This window comes from Sphingomonas sp. R1, assembly GCF_025960285.1.
Classification (GTDB): domain Bacteria; phylum Pseudomonadota; class Alphaproteobacteria; order Sphingomonadales; family Sphingomonadaceae; genus Sphingomonas.
The window spans coordinates 861612-886008 of sequence record NZ_CP110111.1 but is presented as its reverse complement, the minus strand read 5'-3'; the positions used below and the strand labels follow the sequence as shown (position 1 = coordinate 886008).

Here is a 24397-nt window from a genome sequence, read left to right as displayed (position 1 = left end):
TCGAGGCGTGAAGGGGTATTCTCCCGGCAAAACAGCCACGCAATGGAGAGGCATATGCTGGGCGGCATGCAGGATTTCGAGCTTCGGGTATCCACCTTGCTCGATCACGCGGCACGGGAGCACGGGACCCGCGAGATCGTCACCCGCTGGGCGGACGGCAGCGAGACGCGCACCAACTGGGCGGGGATCGCGCACGATGCGCGCCGCATGGCGCAGGCGCTGGAACGCATCGGCATCCGCAAGGGCGACCGGGTCGCGACGCTGGCGATGAACCACAGCCGCCATCTCGTCGCCTGGTACGGAGCGACCGGAATGGGCGCGCTGATCCACACGATCAATCCGCGACTGTTCGACGATCAACTCGCCTTTATCGGCAATCACGCCGAGGACCGGGTGCTGCTCTACGACCGGATGTTCGCCCCGGTGGTCGAACGCCTCAAGTCGCAATGGACGACGATCGAGCGCTATATCTGCTTCGACGATCTCGGCCCGGATGGATTCGAGGCATGGATCGGCGCCGAGGACGGCGACTATGCCTGGGTGCGCGGGGACGAGCGCGAGCCGATGATGCTCTGCTACACCAGCGGGACCACGGGCAATCCCAAGGGGGTGGTCTATACGCATCGCTCCACCGTGCTCCACGCGCTTACCGAATTGCAGCCGGCGGAGTTCGACCTCTCCACCCAGTCGGTCGCGATGCCGATCGTGCCGATGTTCCACGCGGTAGGCTGGGGCCTGCCCTGGGCGGCGCCGGCGGTGGGCGCGAAGATGGTGTTCTCGGCGCTGAACGATCCCAAGATCCTGTGCGATCTGATGAACCGCGAGAAGGTGACCCACTCGGCCGGCGTGCCGACGGTGTGGTTCGCGATGTTCCAGCATATCGATGCCACCGGCGAGGCACCCAAATATCTGAAGATCGTGACGATCGGCGGCTCGGCCGCGCCGCGCGCGATGATCGAGCGGCTGATGAAGATGGGCATGCGGGTCAACCACGCCTGGGGCATGACCGAAACCAGCCCGATCGGGACGATGGGTGCGCCGTCCCCCGACTGGGACGAACTCGGCTTCGAGGCGCAGGTCGATCAGGTGAGCAAGCAGGGCAAGGTGCCGTACGGCGTCGAGCTGCGCACCGTGGACGACGAGGGCAATGTCCTGCCGCGCGACGGCCAGACCTCCGGTCGGCTGCAGGTGCGTGGACCCTGGGTGGTCTCGCAATATTATCGCGAGGAGCAGCCCGCGATCGACGCCGACAACTGGTTCGACACCGGGGACGTCGCCGTGCTGCACCCCGATGGCGTGATGCAGATCACCGATCGCGCGAAGGACGTGATCAAGTCCGGCGGCGAGTGGATCAGCTCGGTCGAGCTGGAGAATTGCGCGGTCGGCTGCGCCGGGGTTGCGGAGGCGGCGGCGATCGGCGTGCACCATCCGCGCTGGGAGGAGCGGCCGATCCTGCTCGTGGTGCGCAAGCCCGGGAGTGCGGTGAGCGCAGCGGAGATCCTCACCCATCTGACCCAGCACGTCGCCAAATGGTGGCTGCCGGACGAGATCCATTTCGTCGAGAGCCTGCCCCACACCGCCACCGGCAAGCTGCTCAAGATGGAAATCCGCAAGCAGTACAAGGATTATTCGCTGCAGGCGGCGTGAGGGGGGGGCGCTGCCAGCGCCCCAACCGTCATGCCAGCGAAGGCTGGCATCTCCCCCCGCACGCCGAACCGGCGCAGCGGGCTGTGGGAGACCCCAGCGTTCGCCGGGGGGACGGCTTTCCCCCCGGTCTGACCGTCCCCGTTACTTCCCGGCGATAATCGCCGCGCTCACTTCGCCGGCCTTTGCATCGCGGAAGCGTGCGCAGGTGCGGATCGTCTCGATCGCGCGATCGAGGTTGAGCGTGCTTCCCGTGGTGGTCGGGCGCAGCTTGGCATCCACGGCGTCCGCCTGCGCGTTCGAGCAGAGTGCGCCGAACATCTGCGCCGCCCGGCCCGAGAACACGCCGCCGCCGCCGCCGTTCTTCACGAACTCGTCGAAGTGCGCGATCATGAAGTCGCTGGCGATGTCGCGTGTATAGGGGGAACGCAGGAAGCCGGCGACGGTGAACAGGCGCTGGCGGGCGTTGATCCGCGGATCCTTGAAATCGTTGAGGAACCAGCGGGCAACGTCCGCATTCCCGGAGCCCGTCACGCCCTGGCCCAGTGCCTGGAACAGCTGCGGGCGATCCTTGGACTTTTCGACCAGCTGCTGGGCGAACGGCACGCCGCGCTCGTTGATCGCGATCGCCGCTGCGATGCCGCGATATGCCGGGTCCAGCGCCTTCTCGTCGCCCGCGACGAACGCGTCGAAGGCGGTCGTCAGCTTGCCGCGGATCGTCGCATCGCGGCCGGTGATGGCGACCAGGTTGAGCAGATCCGAGCGCAGCTCACGCTGATCGGCCTCGTCCTTGGCATGGGCGCCGGTCGCCGGGTCGAACCCGATCTTGGCGAGCATCGGACCGTAAAGCTCGACGAACAGCTTGCGATAGGCGGGCAACGCCTCGGCGGCGATCAGCCCGCGCTTCTCCAGGTCGCGCAGGCGATGGGCGTTGTCGAACACGATCTTGTTGGACGGGTGCTTCGCGGCGGCGCGGGCAAGGGCGATCGCGCGCGTCACCGGGCTGCGGCCGGCATAGAAGCTGGCCCAGGCGCTGTCGTCCACCGCCAGCACCTCGGCAGCGGGGAGAGTCGGCGTCGCGGCAATCAGCGCATTCCAGTCGGCGGGATCGAGCTCGAAGCGATAATAGCCCCAGCCGCCCGCGTTCGGCACCAGCGCGCCGCTGCCCTTGGCGGAGACGGACATGCTCGGCTTGTCGAGCAGCGTGCACGCCTTGGCATCGCCCTGGCGGAGGCACAGCGGCACCACCCATTGCTGCGCGGCGAGATTGGCGCCGTAGAAGCCGTAGCGCGACTGGGTGGCGGTGAGCGTACCGCCTTCGCGATGCAGCGTCACCAACGGCACGCCCTGCTGGTCGACAAAGCTCTTCAGCGACGCCAGCACCCGCGGATCGTGCGCCGCATCGGCCAGCGAGGCGAAGAACTGGTCGGTGCTGGCATTGCCATAGGCGTGCCGCTTCATGTGCAGCCGAACGCCGTCGCGGAAGGTCTCGTCGCCCATATAGGCGGCGATCATCGCGACGACCTGGCCGCCCTTGCCATAGGTGATCTGGTCGAAGGCGGCATCGATATCGCCGTCATTGGGGATCGGCTGGTGGATGGGCCGGCCGGCGGCGAGCGCATCCAGATCCATCGCCTGGAAACCTTCCTCGATCGCGTTCAGCTCGATCGCGAGGCCGGGCCGCCATTCATTGCCGATGCGATAGCCCATCCAGTTGGCGAAGCTCTCGTTGAGCCAGATATCGTCCCACCAGGCCGGGGTGACGAGATCGCCGAACCACTGGTGGGCCAGCTCGTGCGCGACGACCATGCCGAACGTCTGCTTGCGCTCGCTGGACTCCTTTTCGTCCAGGAACAGGATGCCGTCACCATAGATGTCGGCCCCCGCATTCTCCATCGCGCCGGGCATGATCGGCGAGCCGATCTGGTCGAGCTTGGGGAAGGGGAAAGGCTGGCCGAAATAATTCTCGAGGAGCGAGACGATCTTGCCCGACTCCTTCAGCGCGAACTCCAGCTGACCGGCATTGGGCTTGGTGCCGACCACGCCCAGCGGCATCGGCTGCGCGCGCTGCGGCGTCGGCGGGATAAGCGCCGACGCGGTGGCGAACGGGCCGGTCACCAGCGCCACCAGATAGGTCGGCAACGGCTTGGTGGGCGCGAACTGGTGGCGGACCAGCTCGCCCGCAGCGCTCTTGTTCGCCTCGGGCGCGTTGCTTACCGCGACATAGTCGGGCTTGGTCGTGATCGAGACGGTGAACGGGGTCTTGTAGCCGGGCTGGTCGAACGAGGGGAAGGCGGCGCGCGCCTCGATCGATTCGAACTGGGTCCAGGCGTACCATTCCTTGTCGACATTGACGTGGTAGAGGCCCTGCGTGCCGCTGCCGAACGCCGCGTCATACTCAAACACCAGCGTCACGCGCCCCACGGGCAGGGTCTTGCCGAAATCGAGCTGGGCGAGGCCGGTGGGGCTCTTCTGGGTGAAGATGGCGGGCACGACGGTCGTGCCTGCGCGCACCGTCGCCTTGGCGATGTGCAGATCGCGCCCGTGCATCCACAGGCTGCTCGCCGGTGCCTTCAGATCGATGTCGATCTCGGTATGCCCGCTGAAGCGCGGCTGATCGGGCAGGATCGTGAAATCGAGCCGATAGGCGATCGGCGTCGCGGCGTCGGGCAGCTTTCCCGTCGGCTGCGCGGGCGACTGGGCCAGGGCGAGGGCAGGGAGGAACAGGGCGCTGGAGGCGAAAAGAAGGGCGCGCATCGGGGCTCCGTGATTGGGTGACCGCGCGAGCTTAAGCGTGGTCCTGCATTGCCGCAATAGTACAGCCATACGCCGAAACGACTTGCCCGAACCACGCGCCAGCCTATGGTATCGCTACCAAAAGGCATGGGAGAGGATCGATGGCACGGATGCTGCGCTGGATCGCGGTGGGGTTGCTCGCGGCGGCGACCGCGCAGGCGACGACCGGCGATCGCTGGACCACCGCATGGTGGACCTCGCAACTGGCGCTGGAGGGGCAGAACGCGCTGCCCGCCGCGGATCTCACCGATGCGACACTGCGCCAGATCGTCCGCCTGCAGGGGCCTGCGTCGCGGCTGCGGGTGCGCTTCTCCAACCGCTTCGGTACCGCACCGCTCAGGATCGACGGCGCGACGATCGCGCGGGCGGTGGATGCCGCCAGTCCGCGGATCGACGTGGCGACGCTGCGACCCTTGCGCTTCGGCGGGGCGAGCGCGGTGGTGATCCCGGCGGGCGCCGATTATTGGAGCGACCCGGTGGTATTGGAGGCTGCGCCGGGCAGCGACCTCGCCATCTCGCTTCACATGGCACAGCCGCCGTCGCAGCAGACCGGGCATCCGGGCTCGCGCGCGACGTCCTATGTGCTCCACGGCGATCATGGCGGCGACGCCGATCTGGCCGGCGCCAAGACGGTGGACCACTGGTTCCAGATCGCCGGCATCGAGGCAGTCGCGCCCAGGACGCGGGCCATCGTTGCCTTTGGCGACTCGATTACCGACGGGTACGGGGTGAAGCCCAACACCAACGCCCGCTGGACGGATGCCTTGCAGCGTCGCCTGCGGCAGGCGCCGGGCATGGGCGGGGTTGCCGTGCTAAACGCCGGCATCGGCGGCAACCGCCTGCTTAACGACGGACTGGGCCCCAACGCGCTCGCGCGGTTCGACCATGACGTGATCGGCCAGCCGGGGGTGAGCCACCTGATCGTGCTGGAAGGCGTGAACGATCTCGGCACGCTCACCCGCGACGCACCGGTTCCGGCCGAGGCCCATGCCGCGCTGGTGTCGCGGATGATCGACGCGTACCGCCAGATCGTCGCGCGCGCCCATGCCCGCGGCATCAAGGTGATCGGGGCGACGATCATGCCCTATGCGGGATCCGGCTATTATCATCCCGACGCGCAGAACGAGGCCGATCGCCAGGCGGTCAATCGCTGGATCCGCACACCGGGCAATTTCGACGCGGTGATCGACTTCGACGCGGCGATGCGCGATCCGGCCGACCCCAAGCGGCTGCGCAAGGACTATGACAGCGGCGACGGGCTGCACCCGTCGGTGACTGGCTATGCGGCCATGGCGAGTGCGGTGCCGCTGGCGTTGCTACGCTAGACAGGTCTGCTTGCCGACCCGGCGTGGCATGGTGCAACCTCCTCATCCTAGGGCGAGAAGAGGGGCGGTTGCAGCATGACCGGGGTGATCACGGATGCGTGCATCAAGTGCAAGCACATGGACTGCGTGGAAGTCTGTCCCGTCGATGCCTTCTATGAAGGCGAGACAATGCTCGTGATCAATCCGCGCGAGTGCGTGGATTGCAGCTGCTGTATGGCGGCCTGTCCGATCGACGCGATCGTGTTCGACACCGAGCCGCGGGCCGCGCCTTGGCTGGAACTCAACGCCACCTATTCCGAGATCTGGCCCAACGTAACGGTCAAGGCCGGCCAGACGCCTGCGGATGCGGCGGACTTCCACCACGTCGCCGACAAATATCCGCGCTATTTTTCGGCCAATCCCGGACCGGGCGATTCGGACGATCGCGTTGCCGCTGTGCGCGCGGCATGTAGCCATTGCCGCCGCGAAACGCTGCTGGATCGCTGGCGCAAGGCGATCCTGCGCATGTTTGGCGCGACGGGCTGAGGCCTCTCTGCCAACCCGTCGCTAGAACAGCTCGCCCTGCGGCCCGGCGGGTGGGCGGAACAGATCGGTGCGCAGCCGCATCCGCTCGCCGTCCAGCCCGTAGCGCTTGACCGCGCGGGTGAAGCGGGTGCGGAGCAGCTCGGCCCAGGGCCCCTGGCCGCGCATCCGGGTGAAGAAGCCCGGATCATTGTCCTTGCCGCCGCGGATCGACTGGATCGTCGCCATCACCTTGCTCGCCCGATCGGGGAAATGCGTGTCGAGCCAGGCGCGAAACAGCGGGGCGACCTCCCAGGGCAGCCGCACCGGCAGGAAGAAGGCGCCGCGTGCGCCCGCTTCGGCGGCGCGTTCCAGGATATGCTCCATCTCGTGATCGGTGACGTGCGGGATCACCGGCGACATCGAGACGAATACCGGCACGCCCGCATCGGTAAGCGTGCGGATCGCCGCCAGCCGGCGCTCCGGGTGCGGCGCACGGGGCTCGACCGTCATCGCGATCTTCGGATCGAGCGAGGTGACCGACAGCATCACCGCCGCGAGCCCTTGCGCCGCCATGGGCGCGAGCAGGTCGATGTCCTTCACCACCCGGTTGGACTTGGTCGTGATCGTCACCGGATGACGGCATTCGGCGAGCAGTTCGAGGCAGCCACGCGTGATCCGCCAGGTCGATTCGATCGGCTGATAGGGGTCAGTGTTGGTGCCGAAGGCGATCGGCTTGCAGACATAGCCGCGCTTGCCGAGCTCGGCGCGGAGCAGCTCGGGCGCGGTCGGCTTCACGAAGAGCTTGCTCTCGAAGTCGAGCCCGGGGGACAGGTCGAGATAGGCGTGGCTGGGCCGGGCAAAGCAGTAGATGCAGCCATGCTCGCAGCCGCGATACGGGTTCACCGATTGCTCGAAGCCGATGTCGGGGGACTGGTTGCGGCTGATGATCGTGCGCGGGGTTTCCACCGTTACCGTCGTGCGGAGCGGCGGCGGGGCACCGTCGATCGTGCCTTGCGCGTCGAGCCAGTCGCCATCCGCTTCCCGCGCGGGGAGGTTGAAGCGCGCGCTCGCCGCGTTGAACGTGGCGCCGCGGACGGGGCGACTCTTTGCCATTGCCCGATCCTACGCAACTGGGTAGAACGAAGCAAGAACATTGCGGGGGAAGAAAATGGCACGACTGAACTATCTCGAGCTGCCGGTGGGAGACGTCGGCGCGCTCAAGCGCTTCTACGGGCAGGTGTTCGACTGGCAGTTCACCGATTTCGGGCCGAGCTACGCCGCAACGATGACCGGGGACACCGATGTCGGGCTGGACGGCGACGCACAGGGGCGGACGCAGTTGCTGCCGGTGATCGCGGTCGACGATCTGGAAGCAACGCTGGCGGCGGTGGAGGCGGCGGGAGGCATGGTGACGGTGCCGATCTTCAGCTTCCCTGGCGGGCGGCGCTTCCACTTTCGCGATCCGCAGGGGCATGAGCTGGCGGCGTGGGTGTCGGAGGAATAAGTCGCACCTTGGCCTGGTAACCTGCGAAAGCAGGGGCCCAGGGTAGGATAGGACGACGCTCGTGGCCCTGGACTCCTGCTTTCGCACAAGCGCTGCATGGGGCAGGGGTATGGATGGTGCCTTACCGCTCCTGCAGCCGCCCCATCAGCTCGACGAAGTTGCAGGGCTTGTGGCGGATGTCGAGCTGGCTGGCGAGGATGCCGTCCCAGGCATCGGTCACCGCGCCGGTCGAGCCCGGCAGCGCGAAGATATAGGTGCCGCGGGCCACCCCGGCGGTGGCGCGCGACTGGATCGTCGAGGTGCCGATCTTGGCATAGCTCAGCCAGCGGAACAGCTCGCCGAAACCGGGGATCTCCTTGTCCCAGACGCGGGCCAGCGCCTCGGGGGTGACGTCGCGGCCGGTGACCCCGGTGCCGCCGGTGGCGAGGATCACCTCGACGCCGGGTGCGGCGATCCACGCCTCGAGCTGCGCCGCAATCGCATCGACATCGTCGCGCAGGATGGCGCGGTCGGTAAGCAGGTGGCCGGCCTCGGTCAGCCGTTCGACCAGCCGGTCGCCCGAGCGATCGTCCGCCAGCGTGCGCGTGTCGGAGACGGTGAGGACGGCGATGCGGACGGGGCGGAAGGCGATGCTCTCGTCAATTGCCACGCGCGACCTCGCCCGGCAGCCTGGCGGCGCTGATCGTCACGTTCGCACCGGTTGCCGGCAGCTGGAACTGCTGCTGGATGGGCGCGGGCTCCACCGGCTGCGGCGCCGGGAAGGTCAGCGCGGGCGCGCGGCGGGTGGTGAGCTTCACCGCCTTGGCACCGCCCATGCCCGGGAAGCGCGGCCACATGCCGCCCGACAGCGCGATGCGGCTGGGCGAGGGCTTGCCGTCGTGCAGCTCGTACATCCAATAGTTGCGCAGCACCGTCATCACATAGCCGCGCGTCTCCCAATAGGGGATGCTCTCGATGTAGAGCAGCGGATCGCCGCCGTCGCGCGAGGCCTGGTTCCAGGCATCGACCGGGCTTGGACCCGCGTTGTACGCCGCGATCACCTTGGGCAGCAGCCCCTGGGTCAGCGGCATGTCGCGCAGCTGCTCGAGATAGGACTGGCCGATCTCCATGTTCACCGAGGGCTTGGTGAGGTCGCTGGCTGCATAGGTGACGCCGCGGCGTCGACCCACATCGATCGCGGCGCCGGTCTTCACCTGCATCAGCCCCATCGCGCCGGCCGCACTGCGCACTTCGGTGCGGAAGCTCGATTCCTGCAGCGTGTGGGCGAAGACCAGCGAGCGGTCGACGCGCCAGCCGCCATCGGGCGACCAGTTCGGCACCGGATAGCGCGCCTCGACGATCGGCTTCGCGCCGGCCGGGCCGTTATGCGCGAGCCACAGCTCGGTCTGGGGCAGGCTCAGTTCGGCGGCGAGGCGGGTGAGCGCGCCGTGATCGTCGGGCGTGCAGAACTTCGCCTGGTGGCGCAGCACCTGATCGGCCAGCGACGTCTCGCCGATCTCGGCAAGGGCGGCGGCGACGCGGATATTGGGGCGGCGCTCCAGCGCGCTCCAGTCCTTGCTGACCATCCGGTCGCCTTCGAGGCGCTTTTCCTCGATGCCGAGGCTGGAGCGCGCGAGCAGGCCGTAGAAGGTTTCGCCATATTGGCTGGCCGCGCGCAGCTTGGCCGCCACACGATCGGGTCGGCCGCACGCCATCTCTGCGCGCGAGCCCCAGAAGAGGCCGGCGGAGCGCAGTTCGGTATCCCCGGCGCGGGTGGCGACGCGTTCGAACGCCGCGGTGGCACCGGCGCAATCCTGCTGGCGCCACGCGGCGAGGCCATCGGCCCAGTCGGCCTGTGCCGCCCATTCGCCAATGCCCTGCTCGGCCTTGGCGGCCATGCGCCGGGCATTGGCGTCATCGCCGGCGACATAATAGATCCAGGCGACCTTCTGCTGCCATTCGGTCAGCGCTTCAGGCGTCAAGTCGTTGGCGAAGCGGGCAACTACCGCCTCGGCGGCGGGGCCGTTGTCCGTCTTTACATGGGGTGCGATCAGGATTGCGACTTCGGTCGCGGCATTGTCGCTGCGGATCGAGCGGGCGCGCTTGCGGATCGGCGAGCCATCGAACCAGATCAGCCGCTGGGCGACCGGCAGCGTCGGCAGGTCCGCCACGCCCCGCGTCTTGGCAAGGCGGACCAGCTGTTCGGCCTGGGGCAGTTCCGGCGCCTCGGTGATCAGCGCGACCAGCTGGCTCGCCTCGACGCGGGGCGATCCCTTGGCGGTGTAGAGCTGCGCACGCGCGATCGCGTGCAGCGGGCCCGGCTTCATCGAATCGAGCTTGATCTGCGCATCCGCCCAGCGGCCGGCGCGGATCGCATCGAACACCAGGCGATAGTCGGCGCGCTGATCGGCATCGAGCTGGGGCGGAATGCCCTGGCCGCGCTTGGTCGGGGCAGGGGCAGGCGCATCCTCGTCGATCGCCGTCGGGCTGGTGTCGTCGGTCCAGGCGGCCAGGGCCGGCGTGGCGATCGGCGCCGTCATCAGCGTGGCGGCAAGCAGGATGCGCAAGGTCAAAGGCTCGGTCCCCGGCTCAGCAGCAACAGATGTTTCCAGGCTTCGCTCTTGGCGGCCGGGCGCTCGATCAGCGAGCGCGGATGGTAGGTCGCCACCACCTGGGTTTTCGTCCCATACTGGTTAACGTCGTGCGAACGAAGTTCCGGCGGCCAGGCTTCCGCCCCGAGAACCGCACGGGTCGCCGCATGGCCGAGCAGCAACAGCTTCTTCGGCTGCACCAGTGACAGGAATTGCGTGGCGAGTTCGACCAGTCGCGGCGCGGCATCCGCCGGCACCTGGCCGGTCAGCGGCCGGGCGAAGCAGAGCGGCACCAGCTGCACCGATTCGCGGGAAAGCGCCACCGCGGCCAGCATCCGGTCGAGCAGCGCGCCCGCGGGGCCGCTCCACAGCGTGTCGCTGTCGTCGGGCTCGGGCATGTCGACAAAAATCGTCCAGGCCGGATCGGCGACAAGTGCCGGCGCGATCAGGGGCGTGTGCCAGCTGGCCTCGGGCGCCGCTTCGCCGGTGCGCCAGGCGAGCAGTTCGGGCAGGGTCTGGGGCAGGGCGGCGGGCGCGGCCGCTACGGCAGGCGCGGGCTGCGGCTCGGGGCGGAGGAGCGCGGGCTTGGCGAACCAGTCGCGCACCTCGTCCTCCACGAGCATGTCGACCCCGGCGGCATCCCACCATTCGAGCACGCTCGCGAGCGACTTGTGCCAGCTATTGTCTGGTTCTGCCCCCATACCCATTCTTTGAATCCCAGTTGACGGCGGGGTCAATCTGGCTTCATCGCCGGATAGACGGAACGTTGCGCGCGCGCGACGACAGGTGGCCGCGACGGCCGTGTTAGTACGAAGGACTTAGGGGAACAAGGATGAGCGAACGGGAGTCGATGCCCTATGACGTCGTGATCGTCGGCGCGGGGCCTGCCGGTCTTTCCGCGGCGATCCGGCTCAAGCAGCTGGCGAACGAGGCCGGCGCCGAGCTTTCGGTGTGCGTGCTGGAGAAGGGCTCCGAGGTCGGCGCGCACATCCTGTCGGGCGCGGTGGTCGACCCGCGGTCGCTCGACGAGCTGCTGCCGAGCTGGCGCGACGATGGCTGCCCGATGGCGCGGACGCCGGTGACCGAGAACCATCACTGGGTGCTGAGCGAGAAGGGCAAGTCCGCCTATCCGGAGTTTCTCACGCCGCCCTATCTGCACAACAAGGGCACCTACACCGGCAGCCTGGGCAATCTCTGCCGCTGGATGGCGGAGAAGGCGGGCGAGCTGGGCGTCGAGATCTTCCCCGGCTTTGCCGCGGCCGAGATCCTCTACAACGCGGACGGCAGCGTGAAGGGCGTCGCCACCGGCGACATGGGCGTTGCCAAGGACGGCAGCCACAAGCCCGACTACCAGCCGGGCCTCGAGATCCATGCGAAGTACACCTTCCTGTCGGAGGGCTGCCGCGGCCATCTGTCGAAGCAGATGATCCGCCAGTTCGGCCTGGATGCCGAAAGCCAGCCGCAGGTCTATGGCATCGGAATCAAGGAACTCTGGGACATCGATCCGGCCAAGCACGTGCCGGGGCGGGTGATCCACACCCAGGGCTGGCCGCTGACCGACGGCAGCAACGGTGGCGGGTTCATCTACCATCAGGCGGACGGGCAGGTCGCGATCGGCTTCGTCGTGTGGCTGGGCTACAAGAACCCGTGGCTCTCGCCCTTCCAGGAAATGCAGCGCTGGAAGACCCATCCGGAGATCGCCGAGCTGCTCAAGGGCGCCAAGCGCGTGTCCTACGGCGCGCGCGCGATCTCGGACGGCGGCTGGCAGTCGGTGCCCAAGCTGGTGGCGCCGGGTCTCGCGCTGATCGGCGATTCTGCGGGCTTCCTCAACGTGCCGCGGATCAAGGGCACGCACACCGCGATGAAGAGCGGCATGATGGCGGCCGAGGCGGCGTTCGCGGCGATCCAGGCAGGGCGGACCAGCGACGAGCTGGCGGCCTATCCGGAGGCCTATGAGGCGAGCTGGGTCTACAAGGAGCTGCGCGGCGTCCGCAACGTGGCGCCGCTCGTCAAGAAGTTCGGCGACACCTGGGGTACGCTGCTTGCGGGCGCTGCGATGTGGAGCGAGCATCTGGGTCTGCGCTGGCCGATCACGATGAAGCACAAGCCCGACAACGAGGGGCTGCTCCGCGCCGACCAGGCGCCCAGGATCGACTATCCCAAGCCCGACGGCGTGCTGACCTTCGACCGGCTCTCCTCGGTGTTCGTATCGAACACCAACCACGAGGAGGACCAGCCGGTCCACCTGACGCTGAAGGACAAGGATGTGCCCATCGGCTACAATCTGCCGATGTACGCCGAGCCTGCGCAGCGTTACTGTCCGGCGGGTGTGTATGAGGTCGTAGGGGAAGGCGATGATCTGCGGTTCCAGATCAACGCGCAGAATTGCGTGCACTGCAAGACCTGCGACATCAAGGATCCCACCCAGAACATCAACTGGGTGGTGCCCGAAGGCGGCGGTGGCCCCAATTATCCGAACATGTAGTTCGGTCCTGGCGCTGCTGCTGGCCGTTCCGGCGGCGGCGCAGACGGTCGACCTGACCGACTATGTCCGCGCCCGCGCTGCCGACGCGGCGGGCGCGGCGGGCGTCGCGGCGCAGGGCTATGCCCGCGCGCTGACGGCGACCCCCGACGATCCGGTGATTGCGCTGCGCGCGTATCGGCAGGCGCTGATGGCCGGCGATGTCGCGCTCGCCGGTCGCGCGGCCGCGGTGATGGAAAAGGCCGGGGTCGCCCCGCCCGATACCGCGCTCCTCGACATGGCGGTGCATCTGGCCGCCGGTGATGACCCGCGCGCCGCGGATGCCGTGAAGCGCTTGAAGGGCACGCCGTTCGATTTCCTGATGCCGATCCTCACGGCCTGGCTGGCGCAGGCGCGCGGGATGGACGGCGTGGCGGTGCTCGATCGCCTGGATACGGGCGCGCTTGGCCGCCGCTATGCCGGCACGCAGCGCGCGTTGATGCGGATGGCCCAGGGCAAGGACGACAGCGCGGCCTTCGACTCGATGGCGCCTCTTGCCGGAGACGGCGAGGCGGATGCCCGAATCGATCTCGCGATCGCGCGTGGTCGTGGCGGCGCGGCGTCGCTGCTGGAGGGTGGAGGCGCGGAGATGGAGGCCCTTGCACGGCAGCTGGCAGCCCCGCAGCCGGTGACGATCCGCTATGGCCTTTCCCGTCTCTTTCGATCGCTGGCGAGCGATCTCGCCGGCGAACAGGGCGGCGAGCGCATGGCGACGCTCACGATTGTGCTCAGTCGCTGCGCGCTGATCCTCGATCCGAGCGAGGATCGCGCGCGCATCCTGCTCGCGAAGGCGCTGGCCGGTGCCGGCGCCGAGGATCTCGCGCTGCACACGCTGGCGGACGTCCCCCGGGACAGCCCCTTCGCGCGCCGTGCCGCGGTGGCGCGCGTGGCGATCCTCCACGATGCGGGCCGCGCCGATGCAGCCCTGGCCGAAGCCCGGATACTCGCCGAGGACCGGCGCGCCACCGCGCTGGAGGTGGAGAGCTATGCCGCGCTGCTTAGCGCCACCGGCCGGTTCGATCTCGCCGCGCGCGTCTATGGCGATGCATTGCGGCGGGGCGGGGAGGGCAGCGCCGACCTGCATCTCGACCGCGGCGTGGCGCTGGAGCGGGCCGGGCGCTGGGCGCAGGCCCTGCCCGAGCTGCGGCGCGCGGCGGACCTTGCGCCTAGCCGGGCGGATGCCCTGCGGACGCTGGGCGCGCTGATGATCGCGCATGACGGCAATGGCGCAGAGGGCGTCGCCCTGTTGGAACGCGCGCATCGCATCGCGCCCGAAGATGCCGAGGCGGCGGACGCACTGGGCTGGGCCTATGTCCTGCGAGGCGACGTGGCGCGCGGTGTGCCGCTGCTGGAGGCCGCGGCCCGAAACGATCCGGCGGGCACGACGGCGAACGAGCATCTGGGCGATGCCTATTGGCGGCTCGGGCGGCAGTTCGAGGCGCGCTATGCCTGGCGGGCGGCGGCGATCCATGCGTCGCCTGCCGAAGCCGCGCGGATCGCCCGCAAGATCGACGAGGGGCTGACGGCGGCGTCCTGAAGGCGCTAGGGCGGGGCAATGTCCGATCTCCTCACCGTCACCGAGCATGCGCCGGCCAAGCTGAACCTCGCACTGCACGTCCGCCACCGCCGTGCCGATGGCTATCACGAGCTGGAAACGCTGTTCGCCTTTGTCGAGCATGGCGATGTGGTGCGGGTGACGCGTGCCGGGGCCGACAGCTTCACGCTGACCGGACCCTTTGCCGCCGCGCTGGCAAGCGAGGGCGACAATCTCGTCACCCGTGCGGCGGCGCGCTTCCGCGAGGCGTGCGGCGGCGGTGCGCACGCCATCGAACTGGAGAAGCATTTGCCGATCGCCTCGGGCATCGGCGGCGGTTCGGCCGACGCGGCGGCCACCCTGCGCGCGCTCGCCGCGCTGCACGGCGTGGCACATGACGATCCGCGATTGTTCGCGATCGCCGACGGTCTCGGCTCGGACGTGCCAGCCTGCCTGCTGGGCCGCACGGCGCTGGGCCGCGGTCGCGGCGAGCAACTCGCGCCGCTGGAAGGCCTGACCGGCACGCCGGTCTTGCTCGTGAACCCCGGCGTCGGCGTGTCCACGGCGGCGGTGTTCCGCGGTTGGGACGGTATCGATCGCGGGCCGATCGGCGACGGCGATCTGCTCGCGGTGGCGCGGACCGGCCGCAACGATCTCGAAGCGCCTGCCCGCGCGATGGCCCCCGCCATTGATGCGGTGCTGCATGCGCTCGCCATGCACCCCGGCATCTTGCTGTCGCGCATGTCCGGCTCCGGCGCGACCTGCTTCGCCCTGTTCGCGTCGGACAGCGCGCGTGACGCCGCGGCGCGGGCGCTCAGGGCGCAGGGGTGGTGGCTGGCGGCGACCCGTTTGCGATAGCGCGATAACCGAATCTTTACCGATTTAGGACATTTCGATGTCGACGGATCTGACGCGCCGCGAACGTCCGTCTTTGGCCCGCGGGTGCGCTCCCTTTCCGGAGTCCACCCGCGCGCCATCGCGTGACTTGATCGCGCGGATCGGGCACAGCCAACCCCATGATGGAAGTGCATTGGGACGGGCCGATCGCCACGGTCGCGCTGGCACGCGACGGCGCCCGCAACGCGGTGCCGATCGCCGGATGGGAGCAGCTCGCTTCATTGGCGCCAACGCTGGACGGTGCCCGCGTCGTGGTGCTGCAATCGCGCATGCCAGGCATGTTCTCGGCAGGCGCAGATATCACCGAATTCAGTGCGTTGCAGGCTGATCCATTGCTTCGATCGAGGTTTCGGACCGCGATGCGCATGGGGATCGAGGCGCTCGCCGCCCTGCCGATGCCGGTGCTCGCCGCGATCGACGGTGGCTGTTTCGGCGCAGCGGTCGCGCTGATCCTCGCCGCAGATCTCCGCATTGCCGGCGAGGCGGCCCGGTTCGCGGTCACGCCCGCGCGGCTGGGGCTCGGCTATCCCCGCGAGGATGTCGCGCGCCTGATGCGGCAGGTGGGACGCGGCCGCGCGGCCGAACTGCTCTTTACCGGCGAGGCGATCGACGCCGACGCCGCCGCCGCAATCGGGCTGGTCGAGCGTCGCGTGTCGGATGCCCGCATGGCCGCGCGAGCGCTGGCGCGGCGCATCGCGGAAAACGCGCCGAATGCCGTCCGCCACCTCAAGCACGCACTGCGCCGGCCCGACGACGCAGATCTCGACCTCGCGTTCGACGCGGCGTTCGGCGGGGCCGAACTTGCCGAGGGGCTTGCCGCCTTCCAGGCGCGCCGCCGGCCGGTGTTCGGATGAGCGGTGCCGATCTGCTTCCTGGCGCCGATGGCGCCGTTCTGCTGCTTTGCGATCATGCCTCGAACGCGGTGCCGGGCGATATCGACCTCCGCATTGATCCGGCGCTGCTCGATCTGCACATCGCGATCGATATCGGTGCCGCCGCGGTCACGCGTGCGCTGGCGGCGAAGCTCGATGCACCGGCGGTGCTTGCCACGGTTTCCCGGCTGGTGATCGACCTCCACCGCGAGCCCGATCATGGCGGGTTGATCCCCGCGACCAGCGACGGTCACCGCATTCCCGGCAACGAGGGCGTCGACCGCGCCGCACGGATCGCGCGCTTCCATGCGCCCTATCACCGGCGGCTGCGCGACCAGATCCGCCGCCAGCGGCCCGCGCTGATCCTGTCGATCCACAGCTTCACCCCGCAACTGGAGCAGGGCGGCACGCCGCGTCCCTGGCAGGTCGGCATCCTCTACAACCGCGACACCCGCGCCGCCCGCCCTGCGGTCGAGTGGTTCCGCGCACGCGGCATCGTGACCGGCGACAACGAACCCTATTCGGGGCGCCTGCTCAACGCGACGCTCAATCGTCATGCAGAGGCCCAGGGCATCCCCTCGATCGCGATCGAGATCCGCAACGACCTGATCCGCGATCCTGCCGGCGTGGCGATCTGGGTGGACCATCTGCACGCGCTGACGCTTTTTCTGCGCAACACTCTTGCGCAAAAGGGTGTTCCCGCGACATAGGCTTGCGCGCCATGACCAACCGATTCGACAAGTCCAAGCTCCCCAGCCGCCACGTTTCCGTGGGGCCCGAGCGTGCACCGCACCGCAGCTATTACTACGCCATGGGGATTCCCGAGGAGGATATCGCCAAGCCGTTCGTCGCCGTCGCCAGCGCCGGCAACGATAGCGCGCCGTGCAACACCACCCTCGATTTCCAGGCCGATGCCGCCCGCCAGGGCGTGATCGCGAACGGCGGCATGCCGCGCCGGTTCAACACCATCACGGTGACCGACGGCATCGCGATGGGCCATCAGGGGATGAAGTCCTCGCTGGTCAGCCGCGAAGTGATCGCGGACTCGGTCGAGCTCAGCGTCCGCGGCCATTGCTATGACGCGCTGGTCGCCTTTGCCGGCTGCGACAAGTCGCTGCCGGGGATGATGATGGCGATGCTCCGCCTCAATATCCCGTCGATCTTCGTCTATGGCGGCTCGATCCTGCCGGGCCGCTTCGAGGATCGCGACGTCACCGTCGTCGACGTGTTCGAGGCGGTGGGCAAGTTCGCCGCCGGCAACTGCCCGCTCAAGGACCTGACCGCGCTCGAGAAGGTCGCCTGCCCGGGCCACGGCGCGTGCGGCGGCCAGTTCACCGCCAACACCATGGCCTGCGTCGGCGAGGCGATGGGATTGTCGTTGCCGAACAGCAACATGGTGCCTGCTCCGTACAAGAGCCGTGAAGAGATCGCGATCGCTGCGGGGCACCAGGTGATGAACCTGCTCGAGATGAACCTGCGCCCGCGCGACATCGCCACCCGCGCCGCCTTCATCAACGCCGCCCGCGTGGTCGCGGCGACCGGGGGCTCGACCAACGCCGCGCTGCACCTGCCGGCGATGGCCAACGAGGCGGGGATCGACTTCGACCTGCACGACGTTGCCGAGGCTTTCAAATCAACGCCGTACATCGCCGACCTGAAGCCGGGTGGCAAATATGTCGCCAAGGACATGCACGCCGCCGGCGGCGTCTACATGCTGATGAAGACGATGCTGGCCAACGGCCTGCTCGACGGCAGCTGCAGGACCGTGACCGGCAAGACGCTGGGCGAGAATATCGACCAGGTCACGTGGAACCCCGACCAGAAGGTCATCTACGACGTCAAGACGCCGATCACCCCGACGGGCGGCGTCGTCGGCCTGCGCGGCACGCTCGCGCCCGAGGGGGCGATCGTGAAGGTCGCCGGCATGCACCGGCTCCAGTTCACCGGCCCGGCGCGCGTGTTCGACTGCGAGGAGGATGCCTTCCAGGCGGTGGAGCATCGCCAGATCAACGAGGGCGAAGTCATCATCATCCGCTATGAAGGGCCCAAGGGCGGCCCGGGCATGCGCGAGATGCTGTCGACCACTGCCGCGCTTTACGGCCTCGGCATGGGCGAGAAGGTGGCGCTGATCACCGACGGGCGCTTCTCGGGTGGCACGCGCGGCTTCTGCATCGGCCATGTCGGGCCGGAGGCCGCCGAGGGCGGCCCGATCGCGCTGGTCGAGGACGGCGACACGATCCGCATCGATGCCGAGGCAGGCACGATCGACCTCGACGTTCCTGAGGACGTGCTGGCAGAGCGTCGCGCGCGCTGGCAGCCGCGGGTCAACGACTATCAGTCGGGCGCGCTCTATCGCTATTCGCAGAATGTCGGCCCGGCCTATCAGGGCGCGGTGACGCACCCGGGCGCCAAGGCCGAGCGTCATGTCTACGCGGATATCTAGTCTCGTCCTCGCCATGCTTCTGGCGGGCTGCGGTGCCGATCCGGCCGCGGAGCCCGCGCAGCAGGCGGGCGAGACAGTGGCGTGCGGGCCGGTCGGCGAGACGCTGCTGCCGGTCTGTACCGTCGAGCGCGACGGCGGCACCCTCATTCTCCACCATCCCGACGGCGGGTTTCGGCGGCTGCAGGTGCAGGGCAATATGATCACCGCCGCCGATGGTGCGGAGGTGGCGAGCGTCACGCACCCGGCAGGCGCGACCGAGGTGACGATCGGCGGGATGCGCTATCGCCTTGGGGGCAAGGGCGCTACAGCGGGGCAATGATCCCGCCTGGCGCCCCGATCCTTACCGCCGACGCGATGCGAGCCGCCGAGGAGGCGGTGTTCGCGCGCGGCGTTTCCCAAGACGAACTGATGGAGCGCGCCGGCGCCGCCGTTGCGCGGGAGGCGCTCCGCTTCGCCATGGGGCGGCCGGTGCTGGTGCTCGCAGGGCCCGGCAACAATGGCGGCGATGCCTATGTCGTCGCCCGTCTTTTGCGCGAGGCCGGCCTGGACGTGCTGGTTGCTGCGTGCGGGGCGCCCAAGCCGGGCGCGGCCGAGCGGATGCATGCGCGCTGGGAGGGGCCGACCACGTCACTCTACGGCGCGCCGGTGCGGCCGGTGGTGATCGACGGGCTGTTCGGGATCGGCGTTACCCGGCCGCTGGAGCGCAGCATTGCCGCGGTGCTCGCCGAGCTGGTGCGCGGCGCGGACTTCACGCTGGCGATCGACCTGCCCTCGGGCATGAACACCGATACCGGCGCGGAGCTGGGGGCGCCGCGGGGCGTGGCCGCCACCGTCGCGCTGGGCGCGCTGAAGCCCGCCCATCTGCTCGACGACGGACTGTCACGCTGCGGCCATGTGCTGCTCGCCGATATCGGCATTCCGGTCGACGCCGCCTGGCGCACGGTTCCGCGGCCGCGCCTTTCGACGCCGGGCCCGCAGAGCCACAAATACAACCGCGGCCTGGTCGCGGTGGTGGAAGGCGCCATGCCGGGAGCAGGGCGTCTCGCCGCGCGCGCCGCGATGGCGAGCGGGGCGGGCTATGTGATGCTCGCCGGCCCGGAGCCGTCCGGCCCGGCCCCGGATGCGCTGGTCCGCCGGACGATCGACGATGCCGACGATCTTGCGGATTTCCTCGCCGGCGACCGCATCGATGCCGTCGTGCTGGGGCCCGGCCTCGGCCGCGATCGGCGGGCCGAGGCGTTCCTCCGCGCCGGCCTCGCTGCCGACAAGCCGCTGGTGCTGGACGGCGATGCACTGAGCCTGCTCGGCACCGGCGCGGCCGCGACGCTGGCGGCACGCGAAGCGCCGGTGTGGATCACGCCTCATGGCGGCGAGTTCGACCGCATGTTCGGTGGCGCGGGCAGCAAGATCGATCGTACGTTGCAGGCGGCGGCTGCCAGCGGCGCGACCGTGGTCCACAAGGGCGGCGACACGGTGATCGCGGGCCCTGACGGCAGCGTGCGGGTATTGGCGGGAGCGTCTCCGTGGTTGTCGACGGCGGGGACTGGCGACGTGCTCGCCGGCGTGCTCGGCGCGCAGATCGGGCAGGGCGGTAGCGGGGTCGATCCGGCAGCCGCGGCAGTATGGTTGCACGGGCGCGCGGCGCAGCTTGCAGGGCCGGCCTTTTTCGCCGATCAGCTCGTCGCTCAACTGGCGGAAGCGTGTTCGGAATGTCTGTGAGCGAAGTGGAAGTGGTGCGGGTCGCCGCGCGGGGCGATGGCGTGACGAGTGACGGCCGCCATTTCCCGCTCACCGCACCGGGCGACTGGGTGGACGCGGACGGCGCGATCCGCTTCGGTCCGCATCACCAGACGCCGCCTTGTCGCCATTTCCCGAGCTGCGGCGGCTGCCAGCTCCAGCATCTCGACGATACCGCGTGGAGCCGCTTCCTCGCCGAGCGTGTCGGCACCGCGCTGGCCGCGCAGGGGCTGGAGGCAGAGATCCGCACACCGCTGCTCTCGCCGCCGCGCACCCGCCGCCGGGCGACGCTCCACGCCGAGCGGCGCGGCAAGCAGGTGCGGATCGGATTTACGGAGGCGGGCAGCCACAAGCTGATCGATCTCGCCGAATGCCACGTGCTGGCGCCCGAGCTGTTCGCGCTGCTCGTGCCCTTGCGGCGGCTCTTCGCGACGCTGCTGCCCGACGCGCGGCGGGTGAACGTGCACCTGGCGCTGAGCGATCAGGGCCGCGACGTGCTGGTCGAGGGCATCGACGCCGAGGGACTGGCTGCCGCGGAGGCGATCACGACCTTCGCGGAGGCCGAAAGGCTCGCCCGCTTCGCGATCGATGAAGGCTTTGGGCCCACCGCCCGCTGGGAACCGGTGCCGGTGACGATCACGCTCGGCGGGGTCGCCGTGCCGTTGCCGAGCGGCAGCTTCCTCCAGGCGACCCCCGAGGGCGAAGCCGCGCTGGTCGCGGCCGTGCGCGAGAGCGTCGGGGACGCCCGCACCGTCGCGGACCTGTTCGCCGGGCTGGGCACCTTCACCTTCGCGCTGGACAAGGCGCGCGTCTATGCCGGCGAGGCGGCGCGCGATGCGATCCTGTCGCTCAAGGCGGCAGCGGGCGCGACGGGGCGACAGGTGTTCGGCGATCACCGCGACCTGTTCCGACGCCCCGTGACGACCGCCGAGCTCGACCGGTTCGATGCCGTGGTGCTGGATCCGCCGCGGGCCGGCGCACGCGAGCAGGTGGGGGAGCTGGCCGGCTCCAAGACGCCGATCATCGCATATGTTTCCTGCAATCCCAGCACCTTCGCACGAGATGCAGAGATTCTTTGCAAAGGCGGCTACCGACTCGATTGGGTGCAGCCGGTCGGGCAGTTCCGCTGGTCGACGCATGTCGAGCTGGCGGCGAAGTTCACGCGCTAGGGTATTCGGCGCGCAGGAAAAACAGGCCGTCCGGAGGCGCGTTGAGCCCGAGCGTCGTTCTGTCCCGCGCGTCCAGCGCCTCGCGCACATCCTCTGGCGCCCATTTGCCCTGGCCGACCAGCGACAGGCAGCCGACCATCGAGCGTACCTGGTGGTGCAGGAAGGACCGCGCCGAGGCGAACACGCTGATGCGCTCGCCAGCCTGGACCACGTCGAGCCGATCAAGCGTGCGGACCGGGCTTTCCGCCTGGCAGTGTGCCGATCGGAAGGTGGTGAAGTCGTGGCGCCCCACCAGATGGTCCGCCGCGGCCTGCATCGCGGGCACGTCGAGCGGGCCGGAGAGGCGCCAGGCAAGGCCCTTCTCCCAGGTGAGCGGCGCGCGGCGGGTTACGATCCGATATTCATAATGACGGCTAAGGCATGAGAAACGCGCGTGCCAATCGTCGGAAACTTCCTCACAGGCGAGGATCGCAACGGGGTTGGGCCGGATCCGGGCGTTGAGGGCTTCCATCAGCCGGAACGGGGTGATCGGCTTGGCGATGTCGAGATGCGCGCGCATGCCGAGCCCGTGCACGCCCGCATCGGTACGGCCGGCGGCGTGGACGACCACGTCCTCGCCGGTCACTGCATAGGCCGCATCCTCGATCGCCTGCTGGACGCTGGGGCCGTGGTCCTGCCGCTGCCATCCCATGAAGGGGCGGCCGTCAAACTCCACCGTCAGGGCGAAGCGCGTCAAAGCTGGGTCCCCGCCGGGATGGGCAAGCCGCGCAGCAGCTCGGCGACGGTCATCACGCCGCGGCCGGCGCGTTGGATCGAGGTCGGGCGGATCGCGCCTTCGCCGCAATGGATCAGCAGGTCGTCGCCGACCGTGCCTGCCGGGCCGCTCCGGTCGACCACATCGGCCGCATGGATGCGGAAGCGCTCGCCGTTCAGTTCGAAAAACGCCCCCGGTGCCGGGTTGAACGCGCGGACAGCGCGCTCGACCTCCACCGCGGGCCGCGTGAAGTCCAGCCGTGCCTCGGCCTTGTCGATCTTGGACGCGTAGGTGATGCCGTCCTCGGGCTGCGGGACGGCAGGATGGGCATCGAGATCGCCCAGCACCTCCACCATCAGCCGCGCGCCCAGCGCGCTGAGCTCCGCGCGCAGCTCGCCGGCGGTCTTGCGGGCGATCGGCGTCCGCCCCTCCAGCCGCACCGGGCCGGTATCCAGACCCGCCTCCATCTGCATGATGCCGACGCCGGTCTCCGCATCGCCGGCGAGGATCGCCCGCTCGATCGGCGCCGCGCCGCGCCAGCGCGGGAGCAGCGAGCCATGGACGTTGAGGCAACCCAGCCGCGGCGCCGCCAGCACCGCCCTGGGCAGGATCAGGCCATAGGCGGCGACCACCGCGACATCGGCCTTGAGTGCCGCCAGCGCTTCCTGTTCCTCCGCGCCCTTGAGGCTGAGCGGCGTTCGCACCGCGATCCCCAGCGCCTCGGCGCGGGCGTGGACCGGGGAGGGGGTCAGCGCCTTGCCGCGCCGGCCGCCGGGGCGGGGCGGCTGGCTATACGCGGCGGCGATGTCGTGCCCGGCTTCGACCAGGGCGTCGAGCACCGGCACGGCGAAATCGGGGGTTCCCATGAAGAGGATGCGCATCTGTCCCCTCAACCGCTTGGCAGGCGCGCATGCAAGCCCCTATGTCATGTCCTATGGCCTCTCCCGAAATCGAAGCGCTGACCCAGGCCCTGTCGCGGCTGCCCGGTTTCGGGCCGCGATCAGCGCGGCGGGCGGTGCTGCACCTGCTGAAAAAGCGCGAGACGACGCTCGACCCGCTGCTCGCGGCGCTCAGTGCCGTCAGCCAGAAGCTCACGACGTGCCACATCTGCGGCAATGTCGACACGCACGACCCCTGCGCGATCTGCGCCGATCCGCGCCGCGACGACCGTTCGCTGTGCGTGGTCGAGGAAGTCGCCGACCTCTGGGCGCTCGATCGCGCGCGGCTGTTCCCCGGCCGCTTCCACGTGCTGGGCGGCAAGCTTTCCGCGCTCGACGGGGTGCGTCCCGAGGATCTGCGGATCGACGCGCTGGTCCGGCGCGTGGGGGCGGGGGGCATCGACGAGGTCGTCCTCGCGATGAACGCGACGCTCGAGGGCCAGACCACCGCGCATTATGTTTCCGAACGGCTGGAGGCCTTTCCCGTCCGCGTCACCCAGCTCGCGCACGGCCTGCCGGTGGGGGGCGAATTGGACTATCTCGACGAGGGCACGCTGGCCCAGGCCCTCCGCGCGCGCCGCCCGGTTGCTTGACGCTGGCGGGCGCCTCTCCTAAATTTGGGCGATGGCCATCCTCCCCATCGTCGAAGTACCCGATCCGCGTCTGCGTCTCGTCTCCACCCCTGTCGAGGCGGTCGACGACGACGTTCGCACGCTGATCGGCGACATGTTCGACACGATGTACGATGCGCCCGGCATCGGCCTCGCCGCGATCCAGGTGGGCGTGCCCAAACGGCTGATCGTGATGGACCTGCAGGAGGAAGAGGACGAGGAGGGTAAGCCGATCCGGCACCCGCGCGTCTTCATCAACCCCGAGATCCACGAGCCGGCCGAAGAATATTCGGTCTATACCGAAGGCTGCCTGTCGGTCCCCGACCAGTTCGCCGATGTCGAGCGCCCCGCGCGCTGCCGGGTGACCTGGCTCGACGAGAAGGGCGAGAAGCATGACGAGCTGTTTGAGGGCCTGCTCGCGACCTGCATCCAGCACGAGATGGACCATCTGGAGGGGATCGTGTTCCTCGACCATCTCTCGCGGCTCAAGCGCGACATGCTGCTGAAGAAGCTCAACAAGGCGCGCAAGGCGGCCTGAGGGCGGCCGCCCCATATTTCCTGTCATTCCGGCGAAAGCC

General features: G+C 69.2%; 21 protein-coding genes and 1 pseudogene. 15 read left to right on the top strand and 7 right to left on the bottom strand.

The genetic code is table 11. From position 1 onward, the window contains the following. Positions 1-54 precede the first annotated feature (54 nt). Positions 55-1647 (top strand): long-chain fatty acid--CoA ligase, encoded by a 1593-nt coding sequence (locus tag OIM94_RS04310; protein ID WP_264608875.1) that lies wholly within the window; start codon positions 55-57, stop codon positions 1645-1647. Between the two features lie 141 nt (positions 1648-1788). On the opposite strand, the gene OIM94_RS04305 is transcribed toward OIM94_RS04310, so the two are convergent. After that, positions 1789-4401, bottom strand: a complete 2613-nt coding sequence (locus OIM94_RS04305) for a M1 family metallopeptidase (protein WP_264608874.1) — start codon at positions 4399-4401, stop codon at positions 1789-1791. A 140-nt stretch (positions 4402-4541) separates the two neighbouring features. Between OIM94_RS04305 and OIM94_RS04300 the strand changes: the two genes are divergently transcribed. Continuing rightward, on the top strand, positions 4542-5765 hold the full coding sequence (locus OIM94_RS04300) for an SGNH/GDSL hydrolase family protein (RefSeq protein ID WP_264608873.1): 1224 nt from the start codon (positions 4542-4544) through the stop codon (positions 5763-5765). A gap of 75 nt (positions 5766-5840) precedes the next feature. Further along, positions 5841-6179, top strand: a pseudogene (locus tag OIM94_RS04295) (DUF3470 domain-containing protein); the annotation flags it as partial. Positions 6180-6311: 132 nt separating this feature from the next. Here OIM94_RS04295 and OIM94_RS04290 read toward each other — a convergent pair. Continuing rightward, on the bottom strand, positions 6312-7382 hold the full coding sequence (locus OIM94_RS04290; protein WP_264608872.1) for a PA0069 family radical SAM protein: 1071 nt from the start codon (positions 7380-7382) through the stop codon (positions 6312-6314). A gap of 55 nt (positions 7383-7437) precedes the next feature. On the opposite strand from OIM94_RS04290, the gene OIM94_RS04285 reads away from it, so the two are divergent. Continuing rightward, positions 7438-7773: a VOC family protein gene (locus OIM94_RS04285; RefSeq protein ID WP_264608871.1), complete on the top strand. Its 336-nt coding sequence runs from the start codon at positions 7438-7440 to the stop codon at positions 7771-7773. 121 nt (positions 7774-7894) lie between these two features. Here the strand turns inward: OIM94_RS04285 and moaB are convergent, their stop codons facing one another. The 3 genes from moaB to OIM94_RS04270 are packed head-to-tail and all read right to left on the bottom strand — an operon-like array spanning position 7895 to position 11044. Next, positions 7895-8422 (bottom strand): molybdenum cofactor biosynthesis protein B, encoded by a 528-nt coding sequence (gene moaB / locus OIM94_RS04280; protein ID WP_264608870.1) that lies wholly within the window; start codon positions 8420-8422, stop codon positions 7895-7897. After that, positions 8412-10292 carry a transglycosylase SLT domain-containing protein gene (locus OIM94_RS04275; protein ID WP_413716391.1) on the bottom strand — a complete coding sequence of 627 codons (1881 nt, stop codon included), beginning with the start codon at positions 10290-10292 and terminating at the stop codon, positions 8412-8414. The genes moaB and OIM94_RS04275 overlap by 11 nt, the downstream gene beginning before the upstream one ends. A gap of 29 nt (positions 10293-10321) precedes the next feature. After that, the gene (locus tag OIM94_RS04270; RefSeq protein ID WP_264608868.1) at positions 10322-11044 is read right to left on the bottom strand and encodes a uracil-DNA glycosylase family protein; all 723 of its coding nucleotides are present in this window, start codon (positions 11042-11044) and stop codon (positions 10322-10324) included. Positions 11045-11175: 131 nt separating this feature from the next. Here OIM94_RS04270 and OIM94_RS04265 point away from each other — a divergent pair, with 131 nt between their 5' ends. The 9 genes from OIM94_RS04265 (at position 11176) to OIM94_RS04225 (ending at position 21516) form a co-directional block, all read left to right on the top strand. Beyond that, positions 11176-12828 carry an electron transfer flavoprotein-ubiquinone oxidoreductase gene (locus OIM94_RS04265; RefSeq protein WP_264608867.1) on the top strand — a complete coding sequence of 551 codons (1653 nt, stop codon included), beginning with the start codon at positions 11176-11178 and terminating at the stop codon, positions 12826-12828. Next, positions 12803-14401, top strand: a complete 1599-nt coding sequence (locus tag OIM94_RS04260; RefSeq protein ID WP_264608866.1) for a tetratricopeptide repeat protein — start codon at positions 12803-12805, stop codon at positions 14399-14401. The genes OIM94_RS04265 and OIM94_RS04260 overlap by 26 nt, the downstream gene beginning before the upstream one ends. 18 nt (positions 14402-14419) lie before the next feature. Next, complete coding sequence (locus OIM94_RS04255; protein WP_264608865.1) at positions 14420-15256, top strand: 4-(cytidine 5'-diphospho)-2-C-methyl-D-erythritol kinase; 837 nt, start codon at positions 14420-14422, stop codon at positions 15254-15256. 158 nt (positions 15257-15414) lie between these two features. Further along, the gene (locus tag OIM94_RS04250) at positions 15415-16149 is read left to right on the top strand and encodes an enoyl-CoA hydratase/isomerase family protein (protein ID WP_264608864.1); all 735 of its coding nucleotides are present in this window, start codon (positions 15415-15417) and stop codon (positions 16147-16149) included. Next, positions 16146-16877, top strand: a complete 732-nt coding sequence (locus OIM94_RS04245) for an N-formylglutamate amidohydrolase (RefSeq protein ID WP_264608863.1) — start codon at positions 16146-16148, stop codon at positions 16875-16877. Before OIM94_RS04250 ends, OIM94_RS04245 begins: the two co-directional genes overlap by 4 nt. Positions 16878-16888: 11 nt before the next feature. Further along, on the top strand, positions 16889-18610 hold the full coding sequence (gene ilvD / locus OIM94_RS04240; RefSeq protein ID WP_264608862.1) for a dihydroxy-acid dehydratase: 1722 nt from the start codon (positions 16889-16891) through the stop codon (positions 18608-18610). Then, positions 18591-18929 (top strand): hypothetical protein, encoded by a 339-nt coding sequence (locus OIM94_RS04235; protein WP_264608861.1) that lies wholly within the window; start codon positions 18591-18593, stop codon positions 18927-18929. The genes ilvD and OIM94_RS04235 overlap by 20 nt, the downstream gene beginning before the upstream one ends. Then, positions 18926-20329 (top strand): NAD(P)H-hydrate dehydratase, encoded by a 1404-nt coding sequence (locus OIM94_RS04230; RefSeq protein ID WP_264608860.1) that lies wholly within the window; start codon positions 18926-18928, stop codon positions 20327-20329. Before OIM94_RS04235 ends, OIM94_RS04230 begins: the two co-directional genes overlap by 4 nt. After that, a complete protein-coding gene (locus OIM94_RS04225; protein ID WP_264609829.1) occupies positions 20326-21516 on the top strand; it encodes a class I SAM-dependent RNA methyltransferase in 1191 nt (396 codons plus the stop codon). Before OIM94_RS04230 ends, OIM94_RS04225 begins: the two co-directional genes overlap by 4 nt. On the opposite strand, the gene truA is transcribed toward OIM94_RS04225, so the two are convergent. Both truA and fmt read right to left on the bottom strand, forming a co-directional pair. Then, positions 21506-22252 (bottom strand): tRNA pseudouridine(38-40) synthase TruA, encoded by a 747-nt coding sequence (gene truA / locus OIM94_RS04220; RefSeq protein ID WP_264608859.1) that lies wholly within the window; start codon positions 22250-22252, stop codon positions 21506-21508. The genes OIM94_RS04225 and truA overlap by 11 nt on opposite strands. Next, complete coding sequence (fmt, locus tag OIM94_RS04215; protein WP_264608858.1) at positions 22249-23151, bottom strand: methionyl-tRNA formyltransferase; 903 nt, start codon at positions 23149-23151, stop codon at positions 22249-22251. The genes truA and fmt overlap by 4 nt, the downstream gene beginning before the upstream one ends. A gap of 53 nt (positions 23152-23204) precedes the next feature. Here fmt and recR point away from each other — a divergent pair, with 53 nt between their 5' ends. Both recR and def read left to right on the top strand, forming a co-directional pair. Next, positions 23205-23801 (top strand): recombination mediator RecR, encoded by a 597-nt coding sequence (gene recR, locus OIM94_RS04210; RefSeq protein WP_019369525.1) that lies wholly within the window; start codon positions 23205-23207, stop codon positions 23799-23801. A gap of 31 nt (positions 23802-23832) precedes the next feature. Next, on the top strand, positions 23833-24357 hold the full coding sequence (def, locus tag OIM94_RS04205) for a peptide deformylase (protein ID WP_264608857.1): 525 nt from the start codon (positions 23833-23835) through the stop codon (positions 24355-24357). Positions 24358-24397 lie beyond the last annotated feature (40 nt).

Coding starts and splice junctions, on each gene's coding strand:
- fmt (WP_264608858.1), bottom strand. CDS start 23,151: ATGCGCATCCTCTTCATGGGAACCCCCGATTTCGCCGTGCCGGTGCTC.
- OIM94_RS04310 (WP_264608875.1), top strand. CDS start 55: ATGCTGGGCGGCATGCAGGATTTCGAGCTTCGGGTATCCACCTTGCTC.
- OIM94_RS04255 (WP_264608865.1), top strand. CDS start 14,420: ATGTCCGATCTCCTCACCGTCACCGAGCATGCGCCGGCCAAGCTGAAC.
- OIM94_RS04265 (WP_264608867.1), top strand. CDS start 11,176: ATGAGCGAACGGGAGTCGATGCCCTATGACGTCGTGATCGTCGGCGCG.
- OIM94_RS04285 (WP_264608871.1), top strand. CDS start 7,438: ATGGCACGACTGAACTATCTCGAGCTGCCGGTGGGAGACGTCGGCGCG.
- OIM94_RS04275 (WP_413716391.1), bottom strand. CDS start 10,292: ATGACGGCGCCGATCGCCACGCCGGCCCTGGCCGCCTGGACCGACGAC.
- def (WP_264608857.1), top strand. CDS start 23,833: ATGGCCATCCTCCCCATCGTCGAAGTACCCGATCCGCGTCTGCGTCTC.
- OIM94_RS04270 (WP_264608868.1), bottom strand. CDS start 11,044: ATGGGGGCAGAACCAGACAATAGCTGGCACAAGTCGCTCGCGAGCGTG.
- OIM94_RS04245 (WP_264608863.1), top strand. CDS start 16,146: ATGAGCGGTGCCGATCTGCTTCCTGGCGCCGATGGCGCCGTTCTGCTG.
- OIM94_RS04250 (WP_264608864.1), top strand. CDS start 15,415: ATGATGGAAGTGCATTGGGACGGGCCGATCGCCACGGTCGCGCTGGCA.
- OIM94_RS04235 (WP_264608861.1), top strand. CDS start 18,591: ATGTCTACGCGGATATCTAGTCTCGTCCTCGCCATGCTTCTGGCGGGC.
- recR (WP_019369525.1), top strand. CDS start 23,205: ATGGCCTCTCCCGAAATCGAAGCGCTGACCCAGGCCCTGTCGCGGCTG.
- OIM94_RS04230 (WP_264608860.1), top strand. CDS start 18,926: ATGATCCCGCCTGGCGCCCCGATCCTTACCGCCGACGCGATGCGAGCC.
- OIM94_RS04290 (WP_264608872.1), bottom strand. CDS start 7,382: ATGGCAAAGAGTCGCCCCGTCCGCGGCGCCACGTTCAACGCGGCGAGC.
- OIM94_RS04305 (WP_264608874.1), bottom strand. CDS start 4,401: ATGCGCGCCCTTCTTTTCGCCTCCAGCGCCCTGTTCCTCCCTGCCCTC.
- OIM94_RS04300 (WP_264608873.1), top strand. CDS start 4,542: ATGGCACGGATGCTGCGCTGGATCGCGGTGGGGTTGCTCGCGGCGGCG.
- ilvD (WP_264608862.1), top strand. CDS start 16,889: ATGACCAACCGATTCGACAAGTCCAAGCTCCCCAGCCGCCACGTTTCC.